Source organism: Citrobacter sp. 172116965 (assembly GCF_013458095.1).
GTDB lineage: Bacteria > Pseudomonadota > Gammaproteobacteria > Enterobacterales > Enterobacteriaceae > Citrobacter > Citrobacter braakii.
This window is the reverse complement of the sequence record NZ_CP046673.1, coordinates 4519814-4532441: the sequence shown is the minus strand read 5'-3', so window position 1 is coordinate 4532441 and position 12628 is coordinate 4519814. Positions and strand designations below refer to the sequence as shown.

Annotated in this window: 9 protein-coding genes, 1 other RNA gene and 2 pseudogenes; 8 read left to right on the top strand and 4 right to left on the bottom strand. The window is 47.3% G+C overall.

The window, feature by feature from the left end; all coding sequences use genetic code 11:
• Nucleotides 1-10: 10 nt before the first annotated feature.
• The 6 genes from garL to GPJ68_RS21980 all read left to right on the top strand — a co-directional run bounded on the left by garL (nt 11) and on the right by GPJ68_RS21980 (nt 6090).
• Nucleotides 11-781, top strand: coding sequence for a 2-dehydro-3-deoxyglucarate aldolase (garL, locus tag GPJ68_RS22005; RefSeq protein WP_005131731.1), 771 nt, complete (start codon nt 11-13; stop codon nt 779-781).
• Between the two features lie 30 nt (nt 782-811).
• Nucleotides 812-1702, top strand: coding sequence for a 2-hydroxy-3-oxopropionate reductase (gene garR / locus GPJ68_RS22000; protein ID WP_016154635.1), 891 nt, complete (start codon nt 812-814; stop codon nt 1700-1702).
• A 65-nt stretch (nt 1703-1767) separates the two neighbouring features.
• Entirely contained in the window at nt 1768-2913 is a 1146-nt protein-coding gene (gene garK / locus GPJ68_RS21995; RefSeq protein ID WP_047358544.1) for a glycerate 2-kinase, read from the top strand.
• Nucleotides 2914-2945: 32 nt separating this feature from the next.
• Nucleotides 2946-3322: RNase P RNA component class A (gene rnpB, locus GPJ68_RS21990), an RNA gene on the top strand.
• Between the two features lie 289 nt (nt 3323-3611).
• Nucleotides 3612-5006: a tyrosine-type recombinase/integrase gene (locus tag GPJ68_RS21985; RefSeq protein WP_249932360.1), complete on the top strand. Its 1395-nt coding sequence runs from the start codon at nt 3612-3614 to the stop codon at nt 5004-5006.
• 385 nt (nt 5007-5391) lie between these two features.
• Entirely contained in the window at nt 5392-6090 is a 699-nt protein-coding gene (locus GPJ68_RS21980) for an inovirus-type Gp2 protein (RefSeq protein ID WP_180836996.1), read from the top strand.
• 306 nt (nt 6091-6396) lie between these two features.
• Here GPJ68_RS21980 and GPJ68_RS21975 read toward each other — a convergent pair whose 3' ends face one another.
• A complete protein-coding gene (locus tag GPJ68_RS21975; RefSeq protein WP_044701290.1) occupies nt 6397-6975 on the bottom strand; it encodes a recombinase family protein in 579 nt (192 codons plus the stop codon).
• 447 nt (nt 6976-7422) lie between these two features.
• Here GPJ68_RS21975 and GPJ68_RS21970 point away from each other — a divergent pair, with 447 nt between their 5' ends.
• Both GPJ68_RS21970 and GPJ68_RS21965 read left to right on the top strand, forming a co-directional pair.
• Nucleotides 7423-8619 (top strand): FliC/FljB family flagellin, encoded by a 1197-nt coding sequence (locus tag GPJ68_RS21970; RefSeq protein WP_180836994.1) that lies wholly within the window; start codon nt 7423-7425, stop codon nt 8617-8619.
• Between the two features lie 80 nt (nt 8620-8699).
• The gene (locus GPJ68_RS21965; protein WP_096282489.1) at nt 8700-9224 is read left to right on the top strand and encodes a phase 1 flagellin transcriptional repressor; all 525 of its coding nucleotides are present in this window, start codon (nt 8700-8702) and stop codon (nt 9222-9224) included.
• Between the two features lie 63 nt (nt 9225-9287).
• Here GPJ68_RS21965 and GPJ68_RS21960 read toward each other — a convergent pair.
• The 3 genes and pseudogenes from GPJ68_RS21960 to GPJ68_RS21950 form a co-directional block, all read right to left on the bottom strand.
• Nucleotides 9288-10181 (bottom strand): annotated as a pseudogene (locus GPJ68_RS21960) (IS3 family transposase); the annotation flags it as partial.
• A 12-nt stretch (nt 10182-10193) separates the two neighbouring features.
• On the bottom strand, nt 10194-11345 hold the full coding sequence (locus GPJ68_RS21955; RefSeq protein ID WP_001254955.1) for an IS30-like element IS30H family transposase: 1152 nt from the start codon (nt 11343-11345) through the stop codon (nt 10194-10196).
• A gap of 64 nt (nt 11346-11409) precedes the next feature.
• A pseudogene (locus GPJ68_RS21950) lies at nt 11410-11658 on the bottom strand (transposase); the annotation flags it as partial.
• Nucleotides 11659-12628: the final 970 nt, after the last annotated feature.

Here is a 12628-nt window from a genome sequence, read left to right as displayed (position 1 = left end):
GGTGTAAGCGATGAATAACACGATTTTTCCGAATAAGTTTAAAGCGGCTCTCGCGGCGCAACAGATTCAGATCGGCTGCTGGTCTGCATTAGCCAGCCCAATCAGTACCGAAGTTTTAGGCCTGGCGGGTTTTGACTGGCTGGTGCTGGACGGCGAACACGCACCGAACGACATATCGACGTTTATCCCGCAATTGATGGCGCTGAAAGGCAGCGCCAGCGCGCCGGTAGTGCGTGTACCGACCAACGAGCCGGTAATTATCAAACGCCTGCTGGATATCGGATTTTACAACTTCCTGATCCCGTTCGTGGAGACGGAAGAAGAGGCGGTGAACGCCGTGGCGTCGACCCGCTATCCGCCGGAAGGTATTCGCGGCGTGTCCGTATCCCATCGCGCCAATATGTTTGGCACCGTACCGGACTATTTTGCGCAGTCGAATAAGAACATCACCATCATCGTGCAGATCGAAAGTCAGCAGGGCGTCGATAACGTTGACGCAATCGCGGCGACAGAAGGCGTCGACGGGGTCTTCGTCGGCCCAAGCGATCTGGCTGCGGCGTTAGGCCACCTCGGCAATGCGTCACACCCTGATGTGCAGAAAGCTATCCAGCACATTTTTGCCCGCGCGAAAGCACACGGCAAACCAAGCGGCATTCTGGCCCCGGTAGAGGCGGATGCGCGTCGTTATCTGGAGTGGGGCGCGACGTTTGTTGCCGTTGGCAGCGATCTTGGCGTGTTCCGTTCAGCCACGCAAAAATTGGCTGATTCTTTTAAGAAATAACCCCCCTCGACAGTAGAGAGAGATAAAGACATGACAATGAAAGTTGGTTTTATTGGCCTCGGTATTATGGGTAAACCAATGAGTAAAAACCTCCTCAAGGCAGGTTACTCGCTGGTGGTTGCTGACCGTAACCCGGAATCCATTGCGGAAGTAATTGCCGCAGGCGCAGAAACCGCCGCTACGGCGAAAGATATTGCCGAGCAGTGCGATGTGATCATCACCATGCTGCCGAATTCTCCGCATGTGAAAGAAGTGGCGCTGGGAGAGGGTGGCATTATTGAAGGGGCGAAACCGGGGACAGTGCTGATCGACATGAGCTCCATCGCGCCGTTAGCCAGCCGTGAAATCAGCGACGCGCTGAAAGCGAAAGGCGTGGATATGCTGGACGCGCCGGTAAGCGGCGGCGAACCGAAAGCCATCGACGGTACTCTGTCGGTGATGGTTGGCGGTGATAAAGCGATTTTTGACAAATATTACGATCTGATGAAGGCGATGGCAGGTTCCGTGGTACATACCGGTGATATCGGCGCAGGTAACGTCACCAAGCTGGCGAATCAGGTGATTGTGGCGCTGAACATTGCGGCAATGTCGGAAGCGCTGACGCTGGCGACCAAAGCGGGCGTAAACCCGGATCTGGTGTATCAGGCGATCCGTGGTGGGCTGGCGGGAAGCACCGTACTGGATGCGAAAGCGCCAATGGTTATGGACAGAAACTTTAAGCCGGGTTTCCGTATCGACCTGCATATTAAAGATCTGGCGAACGCGCTGGATACCTCTCATGGCGTTGGCGCTCAGTTACCGCTGACTGCTGCAGTCATGGAGATGATGCAGGCGCTACGCGCTGATGGGCTGGGCACCGCCGATCATAGCGCACTCGCATGCTACTACGAAAAACTGGCGAAAGTGGAAGTCACTCGCTAACAAGAAGGGCGTGGATGCGCGCCCTGTATTTCTTGCCTTGCGCGGCACTGTCAGGCTACATAACTATGAAAATCGTAATTGCCCCAGACTCTTATAAAGAAAGCCTTTCTGCCACCGAGGTAGCTCAGGCAATAGAAAAAGGATTTCGGGAAATTTTCCCCGATGCGCAATATGTTTCTGTCCCGGTTGCCGATGGCGGTGAAGGAACGGTCGAAGCCATGATTGCCGCTACGCAGGGGAGTGAACATTCAGCGTGGGTGACAGGGCCGCTGGGCGAAAAAGTGAATGCCTGCTGGGGCATGTCTGGAGATGGTAAAACCGCGTTTATCGAAATGGCGGCAGCCAGCGGTCTGGCGTTAGTTCCACCTGAAAAGCGTAACCCGTTAGTCACCACGTCGCGTGGCACCGGGGAGTTGATTTTGCAGGCGCTGGATAGCGGTGCGCAGAGCATCATTATTGGTATTGGCGGTAGTGCGACCAATGACGGCGGCGCGGGTATGGTGCAGGCGCTGGGGGCGAAACTCTGCGACGCCAACGGGACAGAGATTGGCAACGGTGGTGGAAGCCTGGAGAGTCTGAACACCATCGATATAACGGGCCTGGATCCGCGCTTAAAAACCTGCTCAATTCGCGTGGCCTGCGATGTGACTAATCCACTCACCGGTGATACTGGCGCTTCGCGCATTTTTGGCCCGCAGAAAGGGGCGACGGAAGAACGCATTATCGAACTGGACCGCAATCTGTCTCACTATGCCGACATCATTAAAAAATCGCTGCGGGTTGATGTGAAAGACGTTCCTGGCTCTGGTGCGGCAGGCGGAATGGGCGCCGCGTTAATGGCTTTTTTAGGTGCGGAGTTGCGCAGTGGTATTGAGATTGTGACCCAGGCGCTCAATCTGGAAGAGCATATTCATGACTGTACGCTGGTGGTGACCGGAGAAGGGCGGATTGACAGCCAGAGCATTCACGGCAAAGTGCCGGTGGGTGTGGCGAATGTCGCGAAGAAGTACCACAAGCCGGTAATTGGTATTGGCGGCAGCCTGACGCGCGATGTGGAGGTGGTGCATCAATATGGTATCGATGCGGTGTTTAGCGTATTAACCACCATCAGCACGCTGGAAGAGGCCTTTCGTGGGGCATTTGATAATATTTATCGCGCTTCAAGAAACATCGCCGCCACGTTGGCGATAGGAATGCGCAGTGCGGGGTGACAATGCCCCGCAAACCCTCTATACTGCGCGCCGAAGCTGACCAGACAGTCGCCGCTTCGTCGTCGTCCTCTTCGGGGGAGACGGGCGGAGGGGAGGAAAGTCCGGGCTCCATAGGGCAGGGTGCCAGGTAACGCCTGGGGGGGAAACCCACGACCAGTGCAACAGAGAGCAAACCGCCGATGGCCCACGCAAGTGGGATCAGGTAAGGGTGAAAGGGTGCGGTAAGAGCGCACCGCGCGGCTGGTAACAGTCCGTGGCACGGTAAACTCCACCCGGAGCAAGGCCAAATAGGGGTTCACAAGGTACGGCCCGTACTGAACCCGGGTAGGCTGCTTGAGCCAGTGAGCGATTGCTGGCCTAGATGAATGACTGTCCACGACAGAACCCGGCTTATCGGTCAGCTTCAACTCATTCAAAAACAATACGTTGGTGTGTCTCAGGCCTTAATAGGTGAAAATGTGACACAGACTGTGATACAGACGAGGCACACCAACGGCTGTTCCATCCCGAATATCCTAAAGCGTGGCAACCGTTACAGCCTTCATTTTAGACTGCCTTCAGGCGGTTTCTTTCGTGTGTCGCTGGGCTGCGATTCAGCCAGTAGAGCAAGATTTATATCTTCCCGTCTCTCGATGTTCATTTCTTTTGTAAAATCGTCCAAGATGGATCCAGCCCAACTATTGGACATAGTGCAGAAAATGAAAAAGTTAGAACAAGACGATATTGATCGTTATTTGCTTAAAATTCAGGCAGGTTTTTACGCCGCAGCAAAAAAAATTCCCACAACTGTACGTAGTACCCTGCGAGAATCCGGTTCATTGGCTCGTGAAAAACGTAATGCGTGTGATTTTGGATTACTACTTGATGGAACCTTTAAACAAGATGTTGAACCGCTGTCGACAGATTCAGTCATAGAGCAACTTGGTAGCCAGTTTGATCTTACGGGCATGGAGGATGAAATCGATTATTTGGCCTCAGAGTACGACCTTCTCTTGAGACATTACTGCGATGCACATATAGCCTTTATGGAGCAACGGCATTCTGATTATCGCCAGATCGTTAACTCTATGCGACCTGACAATTATAACGCTTCCATCTCAGAGGATAAGCCTGAAAAACCATTGCCCTCTAAACTGACCCTATCTGAGGCATGGAAAGGTTTTGTAAAATTTAAGTCGGGCTGGACTCCTAAAATTCGGCAGGGGAATGAAAAATACTATGAAGTGATAGAGGCAGTTTTGGGGGCTGACACTCAAGTTTCTGACATTGCTCGACGCGATATTAAAAGCCTGCTTGAGGTAGTTGAAGGTTTACCTCGTCAGAATAAGAAGCCTTATAACCGAATGACTATTGAGCAATGTTTGGACTTGGATGAAGTTCCAGAAGCAGATCTGGTTTCAACCAAAACGGTCAGAGATTATCTGAAGTTGTGTCAGGGACTGTTTTCGACCTACCTGACTAAAGAAGTGGATATTCTTGAATCATCACCGACACTTAATGTCTCGTTCCAAGCTAAAAGCCGCAGCTATGGTTATTACACCGGAGCAGAAATGCGAAAATTGGTATGTCACTTCGCGACTTTGGATGGTTGGAAAAAATGGGTTTTTTTGCTACTGGCATATACTGGCGCTCGTCGCTCTGAAATCGCAAAACTGAAAGTTTCTGATGTGCGGTTGGACGAGGACAGTCAGAGACATTACATAATGATTGGGGATAGTAAAACTGAGGCGGGGATTCGGCAGGTTCCTATCTCACAACGTTTGATCAATATGGGTTTTTTGGATTATTTAGATAGCAAAAAGGCAGATACCAATTTGTTCCCCGAAATCACTAATACAAGTCAGGTAACGCGGCTTTTTCATGCGATACGTGAACAATTGGGTATTGATTATCTTGATGATTATAAAAATAGACGTATTGTGCATAGCTTACGTCACACTTTCGTAACTGAGATTCAGGCAAAGCACACCCTCACACTTGTTCAGCAAACGATAGGTCACGAACATTCAAACCAAGGACAAACCAAGGTTTACACGGGCAAGATGAAAGTTTCGGATTTGCTTCCAGTTGTTGATAGTGTTGACTGGTTTTAGTGATAGTCATTCTAATTCAATGGGTTTGCTGAGCCGTAGCTAAGCGCTTATCGACAGGAAAGCACAATGTCGGGGTATCGCAAAAGCGGAAAAATTGCAGAAGCAAACCTGAAAAATACCGCAGATTAAAATAATCTTTGCACTGCTATTTGTTTTGAGTTATTGTTATTTTGGGTTTCTATATCCCATGTAAACTTTCTTCGAAAAAAATTTATCCATCTTTTTTACCATTAGCCTTTGTCTGATGGGGTTTGTGCTACCCGTAATTGCTTCGTTTTACGGTGGTCAGATGGTAATAACTTATACGTGTGTGCATATACGCGAGGGTTTGTTTATATAAATAACTTATGGGGGTATTGTGTCAGAAGGAGGATCTATTCAGTCAATGCTCACACAGGCTACGCCTTACACAACCAAAGTTCATACACACGGGCGTTACAGGGTCATCACAGGTGATGTTTTCATTCATCATGGTTACGCCTACCCGATCAACGCCACCGACCAATCTGGTGTTCGCATTGATATCCTTACCCCTATAGCAGAACAGCTTGATGCAATACTGTCCATCTACAGCCGGGTTTACTTCTCTCGCTTCGATTTACGCTTACCTGAGAATACCCCAATAGACACAGGCAACAGGTGGGTAAGCGACCTGTTTAAAAAACTACGTGAACGCCTGAGGGCTAAATTAATCAGGCCTGAGGGATTGGCAGAACCGATCCTCAACTTTGCTTATGGCTGGGTACGGGAGCAAGAGAAAGCAAAACAGGTGCATTACCATTGCTGGATTGCCCTCCCGCATCGACAGGTCAGACGCCTTGGGACACCCACAAGTGGCATTGCCGGAAGCATTGTTGAAATCTGGATGGGTCTGACGGGCGGTAAAGCCGCGCTGGTGGAGCTGCCAAAGGCAACGGAAAGATATCCGAATTATTACATTATCGAAAGAAATAAGCCGAAAACGCTCGAGGGGCCTTTTCTGTGGGTATCGTATCTGGCGAAAGAGCGTGGAAAGTATCAGACCGGAAATGGGGATCGGGTCCACTCAACATCAAAATTGAGCAATAAAAACCATAATTGCTAAATCCTTCGTGTAACGCTCTCTACGGCCTTCAAGTTAGGAAGTAGTACCTACGCATTACCCACACTACAAAAAACGCTCACGATAGCGCTCATTGCGTTTAACAATGCCTTCTCTCATATACTACGGCTTAACTTTTAAATATAGCACTCCATCACTATCTTTTCCAGGTGGATTTAAGCTGGTGTGCGGCTCCGCTGGATTTACTGTCGCCGGAATATTTCGGATTAATTGACCCGAAAATAGCCATAATTAAGCCTCACGCGCTGGCAGGGCAGCATCTGAATCTGAGTGAAGACAGGTTAAATCTTACGCCTCTTTGATGTTCCAGTTTCGTTTGATAGTCGGGAGACTTAAATTCAATGCTAACGCCGCTTTGGACTGGCTCAGCCCCTTAGCTCTGGCTTCCTGTACACGCTGAAGGGTATCTGACGCAACCGGACGGCCTAACTTCTTCCCTTCCTTCCTGGCTCTTACTAAACCCTCTTTTGTGCGTTCAATGATGCGGGATTTTTCGAACTCTGCAAACGCAGAAAACATTTGCAGCATCAACTTCCCTTCCGCGCTGGAAAGGTTACGCACAGGCAGATCCAGTGAAACAACATCAATCCCTTTATCTACCAGCATCGTAATGGTTTGCTGCACGTCGATGTTGTCCCTTCCCAGGCGGTCCAGTTTCAATACTACAAGCTGATCCCCAGCCTCCAGTTTATGAGTCACCATATCAGCAAAGCCTTTGCGCTGCATTGCCTGTACTCCCCCTGACACGGTTTCTGATATCACCCTGCTATCATTCACTGCATAGCCAGCCTGACGAATCGCCATAATCTGGTTTTCTGTTGACTGTTCGCTGGTGGACACACGGCAATATGCAAATGTACGGCTCATAATCGCTCCCCTGATTGGTATCAAAAACGGTATCATAATTAACTAATGGTATCATAATGTCAATATGCTAATTTAATGACACCAATTTAAGGTAGGGTTTACTGGTGTCATAAAACGTTCGATTGTTGATACCAGTCTGATCGCTACCAGCGGTGACATCCGTATGATATTTGGGAAACATCAGGAGTTACCTTTACGAGCGGAGAGAACCTGCCTGATCGATCTGGCAATCGCTTAGCAATTTTTTGTGAAGTAGCAAAAGAGAGCAAGACTTGATGAAAAAATTCACATAATTGGTCGTGTGCTGTTAGTGGTTCCTAGTCTGCTAAAAACCAAATAAAAACAATAGATTGATAAAAATAAAAAAAAGATAAAGTTTAGGCCAAAGTGGTCGATAACTTGAATGACACAGGTAAGCCTGGCTTATATACCCAAAAGGAAAATTTTATGGCACAAGTTATCAATACTAACAGCCTGTCGCTGTTGACACAAAATAACCTGAACAAATCTCAGTCTTCTCTGAGTTCCGCTATCGAGCGTCTGTCCTCCGGTCTGCGTATCAACAGCGCTAAAGACGATGCAGCAGGTCAGGCGATCGCTAACCGCTTTACTTCCAATATTAGAGGCTTGACACAGGCTTCACGTAACGCTAACGATGGTATCTCCATTGCACAAACCACTGAAGGTGCACTTAATGAGATTAATAATAACTTACAACGTGTACGTGAGCTGACTGTCCAAGCTGGAAATGATACTAACTCAGCTTCTGATTTGTCTTCCATTCAAGACGAAATTACAGCTCGTTTGGCTGAAATCGATCGCGTGTCTGATCAGACTCAATTCAACGGGAAAAAAGTACTCAGTGAAGACCAGAGTTTGAAAATTCAGGTTGGTGCAAATGATAATGAAACGATTACAATTGATTTGAAAGAAGTCACAGCCGACAAATTAGGTTTAAAAGGCTTTAATGTCGCACCTTTCGCTCCAAAAGCGCTTGCAGGTGATGATTTCGATAAGGCATTTGGAAAAGATGCTGCTGTTACAGCTGCGACATTTGCAGAAAAAGCAGGGGGTGATTTCGCTACCAAACTCGGTGTTGATGCGGCAAGCGTTAAATTTAGTGGTACTAGTATTACAAAAGATAGCAACGGAAATCTTTTCGCAAAAGTTGATATTAAAGCCAAGGATGCAGATGAGGTTGCAAAGTTAAAACAAAAAGGATTAGATGTAACGACAACCGCGGACACATCTTTCTATGTGGCGCTGAAAGCTAGTGATGCGGATACTACAACAAATGCGGGTACTGCTGCTTTCAAGTTGGATACATCTAAATTATCTGCTAGTGACCTCAAAGCAGTTGTTACCGCAACTAAAAATCCTTTGGATGCTATTGATAAAGCATTATCTCAGATTGACCAGCAACGTAGTTCACTGGGTGCAATTCAAAACCGTTTTGAATCGGCTGTTACAAACCTTGGCAATACTGTAAACAATCTGTCCTCTGCACGTAGCCGTATCGAAGATTCCGACTACGCGACCGAAGTATCTAACATGTCTCGTGCACAGATCCTGCAACAAGCGGGTACTTCTGTTCTGGCACAAGCAAACCAGACGACCCAGAACGTACTTTCTCTGCTGCGTTAATATAGTTTATAGTACTAAGCCCCGTGATTGCGGGGCTTTTTTGTTTAATGTGCTAAAACTGGTTCTAAGGTACAACAGTTATGAATGACATCTCATATGGTCGAGAAGCGGAAAAATGGCCTCGGGAATATTCTATGCTTGCTCGCAGGATACAATTTCTACGCTTCAATGATTATCCTGTAAAGTTGGTAAGCGGCAACGGGCAATCAATAATCGGTTATATTTCAAAGTTTAATCAGAAAGAAAATATGATCTTGGCATCTGATGAAGCTAAGGGAAGCAATAGGATTGAGGTAAAACTTGAGTTTCTCGCATCACTCGAAGAATTGCCGATTGGCGAAAGTTTAACCGCAAGACTTATTGCTGCTGATGTTTTTAATGTTCAGCCATGTGACCCAACAAGGAAAGACTTTTTCTCTATCTGCAATAAGTGCTTTAAACAAGGGGTGGGTATAAAAGTACATATGCTAGATGGGCGTATTCTGATAGGGGAAACAACTGGCGTTAATGCTTGTCAAGTCGGAATGATTAGACCTAATGGCAACCATATGCAGATCATGTTTGACTGGGTTAGCAGAATAACCTCCTCAGATTACTCTGATTAAACCTTCATATTATCAGTTGGTTATCAATATTTTCAAAAGGATATTTGAATCGCCACGGATAATCTAGACACTTCCGAGCCGTTGATAATACTGGTTTTCATATTCTGTCGGTGACATCTGATCGCTGGAACCATGCCGACGCTTACTGTTATAAAACATTTCGATGTAATCAAAAATATCGCTGCGGGCTTCTTCCCGCGTTCCGTAGATCTTTTTCTTTATCCGTTCGCGTTTCAGCAACTGGAAAAAGCTTTCTGCAACCGCATTATCATGGCAGTTACCGCGACGGCTCATGCTGCCCTCCAGGCCGTGTGATTTCAGGAACGACTGCCACTCATGGCTTGTGTACTGACTGCCCTGATCCGAATGAACCAGCACCTGTTTTTGGGGATTACGCCGCCATACAGCCATCAGCAGTGCGTTCAGGACAATGTCTTTTGTCATCCGGGATTGCATGGACCAGCCGATAATTTTGCGTGAGAACAGATCAACAACCACGGCAAGATACAGCCAGCCTTCGTGGGTCCTGATGTAGGTTATGTCCGTTACCCAACGTTCATCCGGAGCATCCGGATTGAACTGTCGCTGAAGCCTGTTGGGCGACACGATACTGGCCTCGCCTTTACGAGCCCGCGGGCTCCGGTATCCGACCTGAGCCTTTATCCCGACACGTTTCATCAGTCGCCAGACTCTGTTCACTCCGCACTGTTGCCCGCTGTCACGCAGATCCAGATGGATTTTGCGATAACCATAGACGCATCCCGATTCCAGCCAGAACTGTTTAATCTGTCCTGTCAGTCTCAGGTCTGCCTGATGGCGTTGTGAATGCGGCTGCTGAAGCCAGGCGTAAAAACCACTGGGATGAACATCCAGCACCCGACAGAGCAGGCGAACAGGCCAGCAACAGGTGTTGTCACGGATAAAGGCGTACCTCAGTCGGACAGCTTTGCGAAGTACGCCGCTGTAGATTCAATCTGTCAACGCAACACCCCTTTCAATTATCTCTTTAGGTGTTTTGAACTTCAGTGTCTTTCTCGGTCTGTTGTTTAGCTGAGCTGCAACCTGATCCAGCTCATATTGAGTATATTGGGCAAGGCATGTCTTTTTGGGAAAGTACTGTCGGATTAGCCCATTAGTGTTTTCGTTTGTTCCCCGCTGCCAGGGGCTCTGAGGATCGCAGAAGTAAACTTTAACTCCTGTGCTGCCAGTAAATTCCAGATGTCTGGCCAGCTCCATTCCTCTGTCCCATGTCAGTGATCGCCGGAGTTCAGGTGGTAAGCTCAGGAATTTATCGGTAAGAGCCTGATTCACTGATAAAGCGTCTTTGCCCCTGAGTCTCAGGATGATCGTATAACGTGATTTTCGGTCTACAAGTGTGGCTATATGGGAGTTTTTTGTACCCGAGACTAAATCGCCTTCCCAGTGTCCCAGAGAGCGTCTGTTATCGATATGCCGGGAACGTTCGTGGATTGGCGTTCCGTTCACTATGTTGATAGTGCCTCTTTCACCTTTGCGAGTATGGCGCCTGCCATGACGGAGGCTGTGCGATCGGCGCAGGTGCTGTACGTTCAGGTGGTGTAGCGCTTCACGACTACGAAAGTAAAGCGTCTTATAAATTGTCTCAGGTGATATTCGTAGTGTTTTTTGACGCGGCTTCGTTCGCCTTAACCATCCTGATATTTGCTCTGGGGACCACTTCATCTCAAGCTTTTCCAGAACAAGCTCTCGCAACGGCATATTCTGATCCAGTAAGCACGGTTTTGGTCTTTTAGCCATCCTGTTGGCCCGGTTATTCGCATCAACGGCTTTGTAATAGCGCCTACCACGATTACGCTGAACTTCACGTGAGATTGTTGAAGGGCTACGATTCAGCATTGTAGCGATGGCTCGAATGCTCATTTTAGCTGACAGACCGGCTCGTATTTCCTCGCGCTCAGACAGCGTCAGGTGAGCAACAGCTCGCTTGCGCTCATTGGGTTTTATGCCGCCAGTATCTCTTAACATCGTGAAGATGGTCCCTGGTTTCGAACCCAGGATATTAGCTATCTCACTGAAGCCTTTTCCGTTCTTCCACAGTTCAAAAACAGATGTTTTTTCCTTTGCTGTAAATGTTCGTCTCATTCAACAATCCTCCGCAACTACATGTTTTCACATGACTGTTGCGTTGACCAATTGAATCTACAGCGGCTTTTTTTAATATGTCCCGTTCGTCGGTAACCCGCTTCAGCTCTTTCTGGAGACGGCGGATCTCGGCCTGAGCATCTGACTGTTCTTTATTAGTGGAAGAATCCGGACCGTACTTCTTTATCCAGGAGTAAAGGCTGTGGGTGGTGATATCGAGACGTGTTGCAACGCTGGCAACAGAATAACCGCGATCAACAACCTGTTTGACTGCTTCAATTTTAAACTCTTCGGGATAACGCTTACCGCTCATGGGCACCTCTCTTTAAGTCATCTTAAATGACTCTGAGGTGTCTGTTAAACCTGTGGCGATTCACACCAAGACTTTCGATACAAATGATAGTGAGTAAATTTCAGGGCTATCGTTGTGATACATAGTGAGATACAGTCTGCTACACACGACAACTCCAGCGCCGCAGATGCCAGACGTATGGTTGAACGAAGCCGCCTTATCGGTCAGCTTCACCTCTTTATAAAACCCCGCTTCGGCGGGGTTTTTGCTTTGTAGGCAAGTGAGATGAATGACTGTCCACGACGCTATACTCAAAAGAACGCGGCTTATCGGTCAAATTCACTCTTTATAAAACCCCGCTTTGGCGGGGTTTTTGCTTTATAGACCGGATAAGACGTTTACACTGCCATCCGGCAGACGTTTTTCCTGTCGTGTTGTAGTTGGTTCACCACGAATCAGGCCTTTATTTCCCATTCATCTCATCGTTATTTGACCTTTATTTACGCGCTGAACTTCTTTTATCTAAGGGAATGTCTTGCGGGATATTTCCTTTTTTGTGATGAATAGCACAAAACGCTGCGCGATACGTTTTTATCGAGAATAATCGAACGCAATCGATCGCCATCACAAAATTACTGGCTGATAAATTGTACAAAACTACTGTTAATGCAATGTTGCATGTGATGATTATTTGTATGTTTTGGTTTAAATATTAATAAATGCAATGTTTCTTTACAAACAAATAAGGCTAAAAAACGTGATGCATAACGTTATTTGACCACTATAAACGATAAAATATAATTATATTTGATAAGTTGCTTATTAAATTTAAGCGCTGTTTTGCCTGGTAATTACTCTGTAATTGATTGAAATATAGCCTTTCGTGGTTTTAAGAAATAGCAGGGAAAATGGTGTTGTTATAGCCATAAAAAATCGTTATCCCCCCATCTTTTTTTGATTAAAGTCAGGATAAAGTGAGATCGATATTTCA